The sequence below is a fragment of the Colwellia sp. MT41 genome (assembly GCF_001444365.1).
GTDB lineage: Bacteria > Pseudomonadota > Gammaproteobacteria > Enterobacterales > Alteromonadaceae > Colwellia > Colwellia marinimaniae.
This window is the reverse complement of the sequence record NZ_CP013145.1, coordinates 3435338-3450500: the sequence shown is the minus strand read 5'-3', so window position 1 is coordinate 3450500 and position 15163 is coordinate 3435338. Positions and strand designations below refer to the sequence as shown.

11 protein-coding genes are annotated in these 15163 nt (G+C 40.7%); 10 read left to right on the top strand and 1 reads right to left on the bottom strand.

Features of this window, described 5'->3' with window-relative positions; genetic code table 11:
- Positions 1 to 37 precede the first annotated feature (37 nt).
- The 8 genes from pilW (at position 38) to CMT41_RS14615 (ending at position 9905) form a co-directional block, all read left to right on the top strand.
- A complete protein-coding gene (gene pilW / locus CMT41_RS14650) occupies positions 38 to 1627 on the top strand; it encodes a type IV pilus biogenesis/stability protein PilW (RefSeq protein ID WP_083494364.1) in 1590 nt (529 codons plus the stop codon).
- Entirely contained in the window at positions 1620 to 2630 is a 1011-nt protein-coding gene (locus CMT41_RS14645; protein WP_058027688.1) for a RodZ domain-containing protein, read from the top strand. Before pilW ends, CMT41_RS14645 begins: the two co-directional genes overlap by 8 nt.
- Positions 2631 to 2697: 67 nt before the next feature.
- The gene (gene ispG, locus CMT41_RS14640) at positions 2698 to 3828 is read left to right on the top strand and encodes a flavodoxin-dependent (E)-4-hydroxy-3-methylbut-2-enyl-diphosphate synthase (protein WP_057182197.1); all 1131 of its coding nucleotides are present in this window, start codon (positions 2698 to 2700) and stop codon (positions 3826 to 3828) included.
- Between the two features lie 227 nt (positions 3829 to 4055).
- Entirely contained in the window at positions 4056 to 5336 is a 1281-nt protein-coding gene (gene hisS / locus CMT41_RS14635; protein WP_058027687.1) for a histidine--tRNA ligase, read from the top strand.
- Positions 5337 to 5359: 23 nt separating this feature from the next.
- A complete protein-coding gene (locus CMT41_RS14630; protein ID WP_057182192.1) occupies positions 5360 to 6046 on the top strand; it encodes a YfgM family protein in 687 nt (228 codons plus the stop codon).
- A 48-nt stretch (positions 6047 to 6094) separates the two neighbouring features.
- Positions 6095 to 7339: an outer membrane protein assembly factor BamB gene (gene bamB, locus CMT41_RS14625; RefSeq protein WP_058027686.1), complete on the top strand. Its 1245-nt coding sequence runs from the start codon at positions 6095 to 6097 to the stop codon at positions 7337 to 7339.
- Between the two features lie 287 nt (positions 7340 to 7626).
- On the top strand, positions 7627 to 9114 hold the full coding sequence (gene der / locus CMT41_RS14620; RefSeq protein ID WP_058027685.1) for a ribosome biogenesis GTPase Der: 1488 nt from the start codon (positions 7627 to 7629) through the stop codon (positions 9112 to 9114).
- Positions 9115 to 9221: 107 nt separating this feature from the next.
- The gene (locus tag CMT41_RS14615) at positions 9222 to 9905 is read left to right on the top strand and encodes a PilZ domain-containing protein (RefSeq protein WP_058027684.1); all 684 of its coding nucleotides are present in this window, start codon (positions 9222 to 9224) and stop codon (positions 9903 to 9905) included.
- 47 nt (positions 9906 to 9952) lie between these two features.
- Here the strand turns inward: CMT41_RS14615 and xseA are convergent, their stop codons facing one another.
- A complete protein-coding gene (xseA, locus tag CMT41_RS14610) occupies positions 9953 to 11287 on the bottom strand; it encodes an exodeoxyribonuclease VII large subunit (protein ID WP_058027683.1) in 1335 nt (444 codons plus the stop codon).
- A gap of 362 nt (positions 11288 to 11649) precedes the next feature.
- On the opposite strand from xseA, the gene guaB reads away from it, so the two are divergent.
- Together guaB and guaA are read left to right on the top strand one after the other, a co-directional pair.
- Positions 11650 to 13122: an IMP dehydrogenase gene (gene guaB, locus CMT41_RS14605; RefSeq protein ID WP_058027682.1), complete on the top strand. Its 1473-nt coding sequence runs from the start codon at positions 11650 to 11652 to the stop codon at positions 13120 to 13122.
- 254 nt (positions 13123 to 13376) lie between these two features.
- Entirely contained in the window at positions 13377 to 14954 is a 1578-nt protein-coding gene (gene guaA, locus CMT41_RS14600; RefSeq protein ID WP_057832503.1) for a glutamine-hydrolyzing GMP synthase, read from the top strand.
- The last annotated feature ends 209 nt before the right edge of the window (positions 14955 to 15163 follow it).

The following is a 15163-nucleotide window of genomic DNA, read 5'->3' as shown; positions in this document are numbered from 1 at the left end:
AGAGGCGGTCAACACCTTGCATATTATGGATAAAGCTATGGCTAAATATATTCTCCCGACAATTTTGACTGTGGTTTCAATGTCGCTGTTAAGTGGTTGTGTTACCCAAAGTTTTGAAAATAATCAGCCCATCGTAAGAAACAAAGCTAATCGAGATGAAATGGCGGCAACTCGTGTTTCTTTAGGCTTAGGTTACCTAAGAATGGGCAACATGTCTCAAGCTAAGTTCAATTTAGACAAAGCGAAAAGATTCTCTCCAGACTTAGTACAAGTACATACTGCCTTCGCTCACTACTATGAAACAGTAGGTGAAAGTAAGCTCGCCATTGCGTCCTTCGAACAAGCTTTAGCTATCCAAGCCGACAGTGCGGACACTCTAAATAACTATGGGGTGTTTTTATGTCGACAAGGTAAAGTTGATGCTGCTGAAGTTCAGTTTTTAAAAGCGATTGCTGTGCCAAGTTACATATTGGTATCACAAAGTTATGAAAATCTTGCCTCCTGTTATTTACAAATTAATGACTTTGAAAAAGCTGAAATGTATTTTCATAAAGCTATATTCCATAGCCCAAATAGAACAAAAAGCTTGTTACAAATGGTACGGTTGCAATATGCCATGGCAAATTACCAAGAAGCTAAGCGATTTTTACAAAAATTTGAACGTCATACCCAGCGATTTACGGCTGACTCACTTGCACTCGCTTATAAATTATATAGGCAGTTAGGTCAGCGGCGTACCGCAAGTAATTACGCGAATATGCTAGTGAAAATGTATCCGCAATCGTGGGAGAGTAAGCAATATCTACTCAATAACTTAAACTTTATTGAAGCGGATGATTTAGCGAGAAGGTATCAAGTTAGCCAGAAAGGAAAATATCCTCAGTTATTCCCCGCTAGCAATAAACGTGTAGTAAAACTTTCGCCTAGAAAAGTAGGCGACTCGCCATATACCACCAGTGTTAAAACAGCTAGTTTAACTAAAAATAGTAAGGCCCTAGTAGAGGTGGCGCAAGTACCTACAAGGTTAATGACTGCTACGACTGCTGGTACATCCGCATTGACTATGATGCCAGCCACACTTGGCTCAGGAAGTGCTTTGCTTTCTGCTACAGTAGTGGCAACGGTAGCAGCGGCTAGCACGCCGGTCAGTCAAACTAGCGTAGCCAACCCTGAGGAAATGACAGCTATAGCAGCAGCTGCCCCTGTAGTAACTACCAGCACAGTAACTGCCCCTGTAGTAGCTACCAGCGTAGTAGTCGAACAATCGCTATTTAATACCATTGAACCGACTTCAACTCAGCCTATAGCGGCTACACGTGATGTGCCTTTACCGGAAGCGTTACCTCAACAACTTGCCGCCGAGGTTATAACGCCAGCATTGATAACGCCTGAACTAGCAATAACTAAAGAAGCAAGGTATGTCGTGGCTCCGATGATCTCAGTCGATGCTAAAGATGTTTTGCACACAGTCATTTCAGGTGAAAATCTTTACAATATATCGATGAAATATAACGTTAAGCTAAAAGCATTACGAAAGTGGAATAATATCTCTGAAAAAAATAAAATCCATGCAGGTGATAAGCTCTATGTGGTTGACCCTCTAACAGTGAAAAATATTAATGATTAATGATGTAACCCCTACTGGAAAACCAGATAAAGAACAACAAGGTGATATTACCGAACCAGTCACCGATCAAATTCGCGACAAAATCACCGAGCTAAGTGAAGACATGGAAATGGTGAGCCCGGGAGCTATGTTGCGCGACGCTCGAAAAGCGTTATCACTCTCACAAGAATATATCACCAGTAAGCTGAACTTTAAGGTAGCTCTGGTTAACGATATGGAACACGATATTTTTGACCCTTTAATACCGGTTACTTTCACTCGAGGTTACCTGGTTAATTATGCTAAATTAGTCGCCGTTGACGTAGATGATGTCTTGGCCAGGTATGATGCACTTGATGCTGCTAATATTCAACGTAGTGAAATGTTGAGCTTTTCTAATGAAACCACGAAGCAAGCTGAGCATAGTCGTGTTATGTGGTTAAGCTATCTTATCGTGGCTGTATTAGTCGGTTTGACCGTTTTATGGTGGCAGCAAGATAGTGACCAGCAAGCGGCTGGTGCTGTCAATGTTAGCGCAAAGTCTTTAGCCGTTAACCTGGAAAATACGAGCGAAGAGCGAGAAAGTGCAGCGATTGTGCTTAACCCTTTAAGTGAACGACCCACTTTAGTTAATAGCCAAGTTCAAGCCATGGCCAAGAACAACAAAACTGAACTAGTGTCGCACCCTGAGAGTGAGCCTGTTATTGTTAAAGATACTCAGCTTTCATCTGCAGTAATAGCAACAAGTGAGGTGTCACCATCCCAGGAGCCAGAGATAAGTACTGCAGTGTTTACTTTTATTGGTGATTGCTGGGTAAATATTTTTGATGCTACCGGTGAGCGAATTGCTTGGGGTGTTAAAAAGTCAGGTTATGTGATGACTATTGAAGGTAAGGCGCCACTGCGTATTACCGTCGGTAAACCTGAGTTAACCAGTATTGTCTTTAATGGCCAGCCCGTAGACATGTCTGCGTTTGCTGTTGGAAATATTGCTAAATTTAATTTACCCATCATCGCTGAATAGCTACTGTTGAATAGTTATTAATACTTACTTTTGAGTTTAGTTACTACCCTTTATATAAAGAAAAATTATGTTTAAAGAATCTCCAATTATACGTCGTGTCTCTCGCCAAATTATGGTCGGTAATGTACCGGTTGGCGGCGGTGCCCCTATTACTGTGCAATCAATGACCAATACCTTGACCACAGATGTTGACGCGACCGTGGCGCAAATAAATGCGCTGGAAGCGGTTGGTGCCGATATAGTACGGGTAAGTGTACCAACAATGGATGCTGCTGAAGCGTTTCGTGCCATTAAAAAGCAAGTGAATGTGCCTTTAGTCGCTGATATTCACTTTGATTACCGTATCGCGCTAAAAGTTGCTGAGTACGGCGCTGACTGTTTACGTATCAATCCAGGTAATATTGGTCGGATTGATAGAGTACGCAGTGTGGTTGAGTGTGCTCGAGATAACAATATCCCCATTCGCATTGGCGTTAATGGCGGCTCCTTAGAGAAAGATATTCAAGAAAAGTATACTGAACCAACAGCTGAAGCTTTGTTAGAATCGGCTATGCGTCATGTCGATATTCTCGATAAATTAAATTTTCATGAATTTAAAGTCAGTGTTAAAGCGTCTGATGTCTTCCTTGCAGTTGAGTCTTATAAGTTACTGGCTAAACAAATTGATAACCCATTACACTTGGGCATCACAGAAGCTGGTGGCTTACGTTCTGGTTCGGTAAAATCGTCCGTTGGTTTGGGCATATTATTGGCACAAGGCATTGGTGATACTATACGTATCTCTCTTGCCGCCGATCCGATTGAAGAAATTAAAGTGGGCTTTGATATTTTAAAGTCGTTGAAATTACGCAGTCGTGGTATTAACTTGATTGCTTGCCCAAGTTGTTCTCGGCAAGAGTTTGATGTGGTGGCAACGGTCAATGCTTTAGAGCAGCGTATTGAAGATATTATGACGCCGATGGATGTCTCTATCATTGGCTGTATTGTTAATGGTCCGGGGGAAGCTATGGTGTCAGACTTAGGCTTAACTGGCAGTAGTAAAAAAAGTGGCTTTTATTTAGATGGCATACGTCAAAAAGAGCGCTTTGATAATAATAACCTTGTTGATCAACTGGAGCAGCGTATCCGTGCCAAAGCACACGCGATAAATGAACGCGAAGATGAAAAGAATAAAATTGACTTTAAGTCAGTCGATTAACTGCCGATAATAACCCGTGATTTTACGCGAAGCTAAAGGCTAAACACTAGATTATTTAGCCTTTATTCGCATTAGTTTATTAGCGCTCTGTTATTAGGTATACTGCGCGCTGCGCAATTTAACACAGCACTTAACCTATCCATTATTAATTTAACCTAATGCTAAAGATTTCGCCTTAAATGGTCAGTCTTTAGGATTATAAAATTAAAAGAAAGAGAGACCCCTCAGTGGCTAAACAAAAGGCTCTACAAGCAATTCGTGGCATGAATGATTGCCTCCCAAGTGAAACTCCTATTTGGCAAATGGTTGAAGCGGTACTGCGCCGCGTTGCCAGTAATTATGGTTTTGCTGAAATTCGCATGCCAATTGTGGAGTCAACTGCATTATTTAAACGTGGTATTGGTGAAGTCACCGATATAGTTGAAAAAGAAATGTACACCTTTGATGATCTTAACGGTGATAGCTTAACGCTACGCCCAGAAGGCACGGCGAGTTGTGTTCGTGCGGGTGTTCAACATGGCTTATTGTATAACCAAGAGCAACGCCTTTGGTATATGGGGCCAATGTTTCGCCATGAAAGACCACAAAAAGGTCGCTATCGCCAATTTCATCAATTTGGCCTGGAAGCCTTTGGTATAGCGACTGCTGATATAGATGCTGAAATTATTATACTGACCGCACGTATATGGAAGGAACTTGGCATCAATGAGTTTGTCACACTAGAGTTGAACTCGTTAGGTTCAAACGATGAACGAGCAAATTACCGTGTGGCATTGATTGCTTATTTAGTTGAACATGAGCATTTACTTGATGAAGACTCTAAACGTCGTATGCACACCAATCCGTTAAGAGTATTAGACAGTAAAAACCCACAAGTTCAACAAGCACTTGCTAATGCGCCTAAGCTATCCGATCATTTTGGTGAAGAAACGCAAGCGCATTTTACTAGCCTTTGTGCTCGTTTAGATGCAGCTGGTATTAATTATGTATTAAATGAGCGTCTAGTACGTGGTTTGGATTATTATAATCGCACCGTATTTGAATGGGTTACTACAACTTTAGGCGCCCAAGGTACTATTTGTGCGGGTGGCCGCTATGATGGTTTAGTTGAACAACTTGGTGGTAAAGCAACGCCAGCTTTTGGTTTTGCCTTAGGTATTGAACGCATAATTTTAATGCTCACAGAGTTAGATAAAGTCACCAATACTCGCCCGCAAGTTGATGCTTATGTGGTGATCTTAGGTGATGACGCGCAAGTGATAGCAAACAAATTAGCGGAACAATGGCGTGATCAAGTACCTGATATTAGATTGCAGTGTCACTGTGGTGGTGGCAATATGAAAAAACAATTAAAACGTGCCGATAAGTCCGGCGCACAAATCGCGTTAATATTGGGTGATGATGAAATTGCTCAACAGAAAATTATGGTGAAATACCTGCGCGGTCAAAAAGAACAGCAAAGCGTGGAATTTAACCAAATTTCGAGCTTGTTAACTGAATTAATTTAAGGGCGTTAAGCCAGGGTGAAGTAGTGGAAATTTATCAAACGGAAGAACAACAAGTCGAAGCCATTAAAGGTTACTGGCAAAAAAATGGTAATACTATTGTGGCTGGTATTGCCTTAGGTTTTGCTGGTTTTGTCGGTTTTAACTTTTATCTAGATGATAAACTTGAGCAAGAGCTAGCCGTATCTGATAGTTATCAAACGCTTATGGAGCAAAGCGGTAAAGACTTTGCAGCTTTTACTGCGAATGGTGAAAAATTTATCAGTGAACATGGTAACAATAGCTATGTATCTTTAACGGCATTGGCGCTAGCAAAAGAGTCAGCTTCACATAAAGATTGGACTCAAGTTGAAAAACAACTAACCATTGCGATAGAGTCAGCGCCAACGGATGGTATTAAAGCAATTGCCAGTTTACGCTTAGCACGAGTTCAAGTGCAACTTGAGCAATATTCGCAAGCCTTTACTACTTTAAATAACAACTTACCGGTATCATTTACCGCAGCTATTGAAGAAATCAAAGGTGATGCGTATTTACAACAAGGTAAAAAAGACCTTGCTCGTAATGCCTATCAAGCGGCACTTGCGGCTAACGGTATAGCGACCAGCCCCAATTTACAAATTAAATTAGATGATTTAGCCCAAGTAACTACTTTACCAACGACTAAACTAGTCGTTGCAGAATTGGTAGCTACTGAGTCTGAAGGTAAGTAACTTATCCCGTTATTTGCACAATCATTTATTTTAGTTAAAAGGCAGACTATGCGTTATTTTGATAGTAAATTTTTTAAGGGCCTGAGTGTTAAAAAAGCACTGGCCATTGTCTTGTTGTCGGCAAGTTTATTTGCTTGTTCTTCAAATGATGATGAAGACCCTAGTACCAAGGTGGCAGAACTCTCAGCATTAGATAATGCTTTTGATGTGGAAGTATTATGGGAACGTAGCGTTGGTGATGGTGTTGATGATTATTTTTCTCGGATAAAACCTATTGTTGCTTATAACAAAGTCTATAGCGCAAGTCGTATGGGTGACGTTATTGCCTTTGATAAAGACAGTGGTAAAAAAGTTTGGCAAGTTGACTTAAGTGACATTAATAACGAACGCAGTTTCTGGGATAGCCGAGTTTCGGCTTTAGTTGCTGGTGGTCCGACAGCTGGGCTTAACAAAATATTTTTGGGTACTGAAAACGGTGAAGTTTTCGCCTTAGATGCAGAAACGGGTGCCTTGGTTTGGCAAGCAAAAATACGGGGTGAAGTGCTCACTCCGCCAGCCTTAGATTCAGGTATCTTAGTGGTGAACTCAGCTTCAGGCTTAATTAAAGCTTTTAACGCCAATACGGGGGAAGAGCTGTGGAAAGTTGAGCAAGATGTTCCCGCACTTACACTGCGCGGTATTAGCACGCCGGTAATCGCCTCTGGTGGTGTCTTGATTGGCTCAGGCAAGGGTGAACTTTCCGTTTACATACTTGAGAAAGGCCAAGCAGGCTGGACTACAGAAGTTGGTGAAGCGACCGGTTCCACTGAATTACAGCGAGTTATTGATGTTGACTCAGCGCCGGTGGTTTTTGGTGACAAAATTTATGTTATCTCTGCTCGTGGCAACCTTGTTGCTATTGAATTAAAATCAGGGCGCATTTTATGGAAACGCCAATATTCATCATATAGACAAATTGCTGTTTATCGTAATGACATTTTTATTACTAATACTAGTGGTCACGTTTATGCCCTTAACCGTATTAATGGCATTGAACGCTGGAGTAATGTGGAGTTAACAAACCGTAGTGTTACGGGGCCAGCTGTGGTGGATAAATACATTGTTGTTGGTGATTTTGAAGGTTACTTACATTGGCTTGATCAAGAAACCGGTGAAATTGTTTCTCGCCATAAAGTTGATGGCAGTGGTATACATTCAACACCAACAGTGGTTGATGATATCTTGTATAGCCAATCTCGTGATGGAGACTTACAAGCTATCATTACACCAATAATTGTCAGTGTGGCGCAATAAGTCGCACTTTTTTAGCGGCTTTATTTTCGAACCTAGCCGCTAAAATGAATACCAATTAAATTAGTTTTGTTTTCACTCAGTGAGAATAAAACTATTTGATTTGGTATACTAACGGCTCCTATGCTAAGTGCATCAGGAGCCGTTACTTGTTTTTAGCAGTATCATTTTTAGTCATATCATTTTAAGCTAAGTAAGCTAAGACAGTTACTTATTATTAGTGGTATTTAGTTTTTATTTGTTTGCAAACCATGCATTACTCGCTTGTATGGTGAATTTTTGAGGTGCTCATGCTTCCTGTAGTTGCTCTTGTTGGCCGTCCTAATGTCGGAAAATCAACGTTATTTAACCGTTTAACCCGTAGTCGTGATGCACTTGTCGCTGATTACCCAGGTCTTACTCGCGATCGCCAATATGGCAAAGCTGTAGTAGAAGAACATCCATTTATTGTTATTGATACCGGTGGTATCAATGGTGATGAAAAAGGCATTGATGTTCTTATGGCCGAGCAGTCATTGGTGGCAATTGAAGAAGCCGATGCGGTACTCTTTTTGGTCGATGCTCGAGAAGGCTTAACCGCTGCAGATCACGGTATTGCCGAATACCTGCGTAAGCAAGATAAAAAAGTATTCTTAGTGGCCAATAAAATCGATGGCATTGATGGTGATTCAGCCGTAGCCGAATTTTACGCTTTAGGTTTAGGTGAACATGTTTACCAAATTGCTGCAGCACACGGTCGTGGAGTTACGCAACTATTAACACTGGCACTAACACCTCATATTGAAGCCCTAGCGAACCCAGTTCAGCCTAAAGTGGAAGGTGAAGAGGATGATGGGTTTGCTGTAGAAGAAGAGGTAGAGCTAACTGCAGAACAACTGGCTAAAAAGCTTGAAGATGAGCCAAAAGAAAATGACAAAATAAAACTAGCTATTATTGGTCGCCCTAATGTGGGTAAATCAACCCTTATTAACCGTATTTTGGGTGAAGAGCGTGTTGTTGTTTTTGATATGCCCGGCACTACTCGTGACAGCGTTTATATTCCCATGGAACATAACGGTCGAGAGTACACCTTAATTGATACAGCCGGTATTCGACGTCGTAAAAACGTTACCGATGTAGTAGAAAAATATTCTGTCATTAAAACCTTACGTGCCATTGAAGACGCTAATGTTTGTTTACTTCTCATTGATGCTCAAGATGGCATTAGCGATCAAGATTTAAGCTTATTAGGTTTTATTCTCGAAGCAGGGCGCTCATTAGTTTTAGTCGTTAATAAATGGGATGGTTTGGCAGAGCATCAAAAAAATCGTATTAAAACTGAGTTAGACCGACGTTTAGGCTTTATTGATTTTGCCCGTATACACTTTATCTCAGCATTGCATGGCACAGGTGTTGGTCACTTATATGAGTCAGTGGAAGAAGCGTTTGTTTCAGCAACTAAGCGTATCTCTACCGCTATGGTTACTAAAATACTCGATATGGCGACTTTTGATCACCAACCCCCAATGCACCAAGGCCGTCGAATTAAACTTAAATATGCCCATGCGGGTGGTTATAACCCACCTATCATTATCATTCATGGTAACTTGGCGAAGAAATTACCCATGTCTTATAAACGTTATTTAATGAATTACTATCGTAAGTCGTTAAAAATGATGGGCACCCCGATTAGAGTTCAGTTTAAAGATACCTTGAATCCCTTTGCCGGTAAGAAAAAGTTAACCTATACCCAGCAGAAGAAAATTGCTCGATTAACACAAGGTTATAAAAAAGATTAAACTTTGCTAACCGTTATCATTGCAACGGACACAAAAGTGTCTGTTGCAATTTTTGTCTGATTTAATTAAGGTAATAGCTACACTTCACACTTAATTTTATTGAAAATATGGCTGGAAAAGTAATTGTAACCGATGCAACTAAACCCTCTGCTCGTCACTTAGCTTTTTTAAAAGCGGGTGCAGCTATCACTATTGATATAGCAACCCCTGCTGGTCAAAAAAGAAAGTTCCATACTTTTTATATTGGTTACTCGCCTAAAAAATATGTACTCATTGAATTTCCTGATGCAAGCAAGCTAGGCGCATTTTCTCAATATATTTGTCAAGGTACAGTGATCACCGTGCGTGGTCTTATTGAAGGTCGCGATGGTGCTGCGGTTGCTTTTATTAGTATTATTAGACAAACTTTGCAAATTCCCTCACGTATTATGGTGTTAGACATCCCTAATAAGGTCACCTTACAACAATTACGTTCCTCTGTGCGTATCGATACTCATATTCACGCGAAAGTAAAAATAGATGGTGTTTACTGGCAAACGACCATGACCAACATATCAGTTGATGGTGGTCAGCTAGATATTATTAATGGCGAAAAGTTGCTGTTGGCCGAAGATAAAATAATCGAGATTGTCGTGGTAATGGGCGAAGGGGAAAGTAACCTTAAACTCAACGCCACTATTTGCAATATTAAACAACAAATTGATGGTGTATCTTTTGGTGTTAAATTCAACCAAGTGAGTAAACAACAAGTCATTGAATTACTTTATCAAGGGCTAGCACAGGATAACTAATTTAACCTGTCCTTAACTTATCCAAAGTTCAGGTTAACTTACAAAGCTTAGATTACCCTAGCATTAATATGACCATCGCTTAACTGCACGCTTATTTCGTCACCCTTACTCACCTGAGCAACCTTAGTAATAACGGCATTGTTTTTATTGCGCGTGACGCTGTAGCCTCGTGCTATCGTCGCTAGCGGGCTAACAAGTTGTAATTGCTCAAGCAAATGCACAAAGCGTTCACTTTTATGCTGTAAAGTGTTTTGCATAGCTTGGCTAATTCTCTGCTTATTTAGGCGGACTTGTTGTTGCTGTAATAGAATTACCTTTGCTGGAGATTGCTGTAATAATCGTTGGCTAAGTTGCGCCGGTTTACCTTGTAGCTGGACCATATTACGCTTCATCACTTGCTTTAAACGTAACGCTAATTCATCGGCTTTTTGTTGCTGTAATTGTAACTGTTGCTCGGGGTGTACTTGCGATAACCTGTGCTGTAAATAACTTTTTTCATTGCCTAAATGCGCTAGTGTCCCTTGTAGGGCTTTAATTAACCGCTGTTTAAGCATAACTACATGGTTAAGCAACTCATTACTATCGCTTGATACTAACTCAGCGGCAGCAGAGGGGGTGGCGGCTCGTAAATCAGCAACATAGTCACTTAGCGTGGTATCAATTTCATGGCCGACGGCGCTAATTACCGGCAGAGCACTTTTATAAATGGCCCGCACGACACTTTCTTCATTAAAGGGCCATAAATCTTCTAAAGAGCCACCACCTCGACCAACAATGAGGACATCACATTCTTGGCGGCTATTGGCCGTCTCAATGGCATGACAAATGTCGCCTTGCGCATATTCTCCTTGCACTAATGCTGGGTAGATAATCGCTTTGATATTGGGATTACGACGTTTGAGTACCGTTAAAATATCTTTCACCGCTGCGCCAGTTGGCGAGGTGATAATGCCAACACAATTGATATGTGCAGGTATTTCTTTTTTATGGCTTAAGTCAAATAAACCTTGGGCGTTCAGTTTGTTTTTTAATTGTTCAAACTGCTGACGCAAGATACCAGTACCGGCATCTTCCATATGTTCGATAATTAACTGGAAGTCTCCGCGCGGCTCATATAAAGATACTTTAGCGCGCACTAAAACTTGTTGGCCATTCTTAGGTGTGGCACCATTACTTAATCGAACTCGTCTATTACTGCCCTTAAACATGGCACATTTTACTTGTGACTTGGCGTCTTTCAATGATAAATACCAATGACCTGAGCTGGCGGCGATAAAGTTAGATACTTCACCGGTTAACCACACCGTATTTAGTTCACTTTCCAGTATAAAGCGTACTTTTTTAGTTAATTCGCTGATTTGTAAAATATGCTGTTGGCTCATAATGCAGAGGTAATAGTAGTGTTTTAGGCGGATAGCTAGCTAGTATATCAAGTCTAATAAAATAATATCGAACTCATCATTTCAAAGGTAGCAGCCATATTTAGCCAAGTAGTTATACTTTCAAATAAATATTATATTTTTGCTAGTTATGTTAGATAAGTTGACACATCTGTCAATTATTAGCTAAGAGGCTAATAATTCAAATTATATTCTTCTAAAAGATATATTCCGGTACTTTTTTTTCGATGTTTTATGGTGAGTTGATAAAAGTTTAAAAAAATAGGTTTACCTAAAACAAGAAAACGGTTAAAATTCTGCCGCAATATTCACTCCCTAACCAACCTTTTTAGAGAGATGTTGCGATGCTAAGAATTGCCCAAGAAGCTTTAACTTTTGATGATGTGTTACTTATACCTGCCCATTCAAAAGTACTCCCACACACGGCTGATTTAAAAACTAAATTAACCCGTAAAATTAATTTAAACATACCGATGATTTCTGCGTCTATGGACACAGTGACAGAAGCGCGTTTAGCGATCACGTTAGCGCAAGAAGGTGGTTTAGGTTTTATTCATAAAAACATGACCATTGCCGAACAAGCGCAAAATGTTTCTCAAGTGAAGAAGTATGAAAGTGGCATAGTCTCAGAGCCAGTAACAGTAAATAGCAACTTTACTATTGAACAAGTCATGCACAAAGTCGATGACTTAGGTTTCTCCGGTTTCCCGGTTGTTGATGATGACAACAACTTAGTTGGTATCATCACCAGCCGTGATTTACGTTTTGAAACGGATTTAAGCAAACCGGTATCGTCACTAATGACAGTAAAAGAAAAGTTAGTGACAGTAAAAGAAGGCGCAGCACGCGAACAGATTCTAGGTTTAATGCACAGTAACCGTATTGAGAAAATCTTAGTGGTTGATGATGCTTTTAAGTTAGTGGGTCTTATTACCGCAAAAGATTACCAAAAAGCCGAAGATAAGCCAGACGCTTGTAAAGATGAATTTGGTCGTTTACGTGTTGGTGCTGCTGTTGGTGTTGGTGCCGGTACCGATGAACGTATTGATGCCTTAGTTGCTGCCGGTGTAGATGTGTTATTAATTGATACGTCACACGGTCACTCTCAAGGTGTATTAGATAGAGTTAAAGAAACACGTAATAAATATCCTGATTTGCAAATTATTGCCGGTAATGTTGCCACCGCATCGGGTGCAAAAGCTATGGCTGATGCCGGTGTTGATGCTGTTAAAGTAGGTATTGGCCCAGGATCAATTTGTACCACGCGTATTGTTACGGGGGTTGGTGTACCACAGTTAACGGCCATTTCAAATGCTGTTGAAGGCTTGAAAGGTACCGGAATTCCAGTGATTGCTGACGGTGGTATTCGTTTTTCCGGTGATATTGCTAAAGCCTTAGTTGCTGGTGCACATTGTGTCATGGTCGGCAGCCTGTTTGCAGGCTCGGAAGAAGCTCCTGGTGAAGTTGAACTTTATCAAGGTCGTTACTATAAATCATATCGCGGAATGGGCTCTTTAGGCGCAATGGCGCAAAAAGATGGCTCAAGCGATAGATATTTCCAAAAATCTGATGGTGAAGCTGATAAATTAGTGCCAGAAGGTATTGAAGGTCGAGTGGCTTATAAAGGTCCAGTGGCAGCTATAATTCATCAGCAAATGGGTGGTTTACGTTCATCCATGGGCTTAACTGGCTGCAAAGATATTGAAACCATGCGTACCAAACCTGAGTTTATGAAAATTACCTCTGCAGGTATGGGTGAGTCACACGTACATGATGTAACAATCACCAAAGAAGCTCCTAATTACCGTACAGGTTAGTCGAATAGCTTATTTCTGTGCTAGTTAATCACAATAGCCGCAGCAGAAGTACTCACTGACTAGCGTCAGCTCCGTGCTTCTTCTTTGCTCTAGTGCTAACTAGCTTTGAACTAAACTATTCTTGGTCTCTTAATTACAATTAAGAAGATAACAAATTCAAATAGGCTGAGCTCGAATCTCACAAGAGAAAGCTCAGCCTTTTTACTTAATATACACCGCTCTAAATGAACGAGCGTTAACAGTAGGAAAACAACATGAGTAAAGACATTCATGATCACCGCATACTAATATTAGATTTTGGTTCTCAATACACTCAGCTTATTGCCCGTCGCGTCCGTGAAATTGGCGTTTTTTGTGAGCTTTGGGCTTGGGATGTAACCGAAGAGCAAATTAAAGGCTTTAACCCAACTGGCATTATCCTTGCTGGTGGCCCAGAGTCGGTAACGGAAGCTAATTCACCACGTGCACCTGAATATGTATTTAATGCGGGTGTGCCAGTTTTAGGTATTTGTTACGGCATGCAAACCATGGCCGAGCAACTTGGTGGTGGTGTTGAAAGCTCTGACCATAAAGAATTTGGTTATGCTGCGGTTGAGCTCGTTACTCAGTCTGCGTTATTCAACAAAGTTGAAGATAGCGTGGGTGATAACGGTAATGCCTTACTCGATGTTTGGATGAGCCACGGCGATAAGGTCTCAAGTCTTCCAGACGGTTTTGTTACGGTTGCAAAAACGGCAAGTTGTGCTTATGGCGCAATGGCCAATGAGAATAAAAAATTCTACGGTGTGCAATTCCATCCAGAAGTTACTCATACTAAACAAGGTTTACGTATTTTAGAAAATTTTGTTGTTGATATTTGTCAGTGTGAAAAATTATGGACTTCAGCGTCAATCATTGATGATGCTATTGCTAAAATGAAAGCGCAAGTGGGTGATGACGAAGTTATCTTAGGCCTTTCAGGTGGTGTTGATTCATCGGTTGTGGCGATGTTATTACAACGTGCTATTGGCGATAAGCTAACGTGTGTATTTGTTGATAATGGTTTACTTCGTTTAGACGAAGGTCAGCAAGTCATGGATATGTTTGGTGATCATTTCGGCTTGAAAATTGTGCATGTTAAGGCTGAAGACAGGTTCTTAGATCGTTTAGCCGGTGAAAGTGATCCAGAGAAAAAACGTAAGATCATTGGTAATGTTTTTGTTGAAGTTTTTGAAGAAGAATCTAAAAAGCTTAACAACGCCAAATGGTTAGCACAAGGCACTATTTACCCAGATGTTATTGAATCAGCGGCTTCTGCTACCGGTAAAGCCCATGTCATTAAGTCTCATCATAACGTCGGTGGTTTACCTGAGCATATGGAAATGGGTTTAGTTGAACCATTACGTGAATTATTTAAAGATGAGGTACGTAAAATAGGTTTAGAGCTAGGTTTGCCGTATGACATGCTTTACCGTCACCCGTTCCCTGGACCTGGTTTAGGTGTGCGTATTTTAGGTGCAGTGAAAAAAGAATATTGTGACATATTACGTCGCGCCGATGCTATCTTCATTGAAGAATTACACAAGCACGACTTATACAAAAAAGTAAGCCAAGCATTTACCGTGTTCTTACCAGTACGTTCAGTTGGCGTCATGGGCGATCAACGTAAATATGATTGGGTAGTAAGTTTACGTTGTGTAGAAACTATCGATTTTATGACCGCTCGTTGGTCACATTTACCCTATGATTTCCTCGGTTTGGTTTCAAATCGTATTATCAACGAAGTTGATGGCATATCTCGCGTAGTTTACGATATATCAGGGAAACCACCTGCCACCATCGAATGGGAGTAAAAATTAGCACTCTTTTTTGCTAGTTCACCTAACTTCAGCGTTGGTTGTACTCACTGACATGCGTCAGCTCCGTGCAACCGCCTTGAATTAAGGCGAACTATCTGCAAATAGCGCTATTTTACCTGCAATATATCTATTTATGTAAAACCCCATTGTTGAAAGACACTGGGGTTTTCTTTTTGATTTATTTTAGTAAACTGCTGCTACAT

Bases quoted from the DNA above. Each gene is read 5' to 3' on its own strand.
- pilW (WP_083494364.1), top strand. From the start codon at position 38: ATGGCTAAATATATTCTCCCGACAATTTTGACTGTGGTTTCAATGTCG.
- CMT41_RS14645 (WP_058027688.1), top strand. From the start codon at position 1,620: ATGATTAATGATGTAACCCCTACTGGAAAACCAGATAAAGAACAACAA.
- ispG (WP_057182197.1), top strand. From the start codon at position 2,698: ATGTTTAAAGAATCTCCAATTATACGTCGTGTCTCTCGCCAAATTATG.
- bamB (WP_058027686.1), top strand. From the start codon at position 6,095: ATGCGTTATTTTGATAGTAAATTTTTTAAGGGCCTGAGTGTTAAAAAA.
- der (WP_058027685.1), top strand. From the start codon at position 7,627: ATGCTTCCTGTAGTTGCTCTTGTTGGCCGTCCTAATGTCGGAAAATCA.
- CMT41_RS14615 (WP_058027684.1), top strand. From the start codon at position 9,222: ATGGCTGGAAAAGTAATTGTAACCGATGCAACTAAACCCTCTGCTCGT.
- xseA (WP_058027683.1), bottom strand. From the start codon at position 11,287: ATGAGCCAACAGCATATTTTACAAATCAGCGAATTAACTAAAAAAGTA.
- guaB (WP_058027682.1), top strand. From the start codon at position 11,650: ATGCTAAGAATTGCCCAAGAAGCTTTAACTTTTGATGATGTGTTACTT.
- guaA (WP_057832503.1), top strand. From the start codon at position 13,377: ATGAGTAAAGACATTCATGATCACCGCATACTAATATTAGATTTTGGT.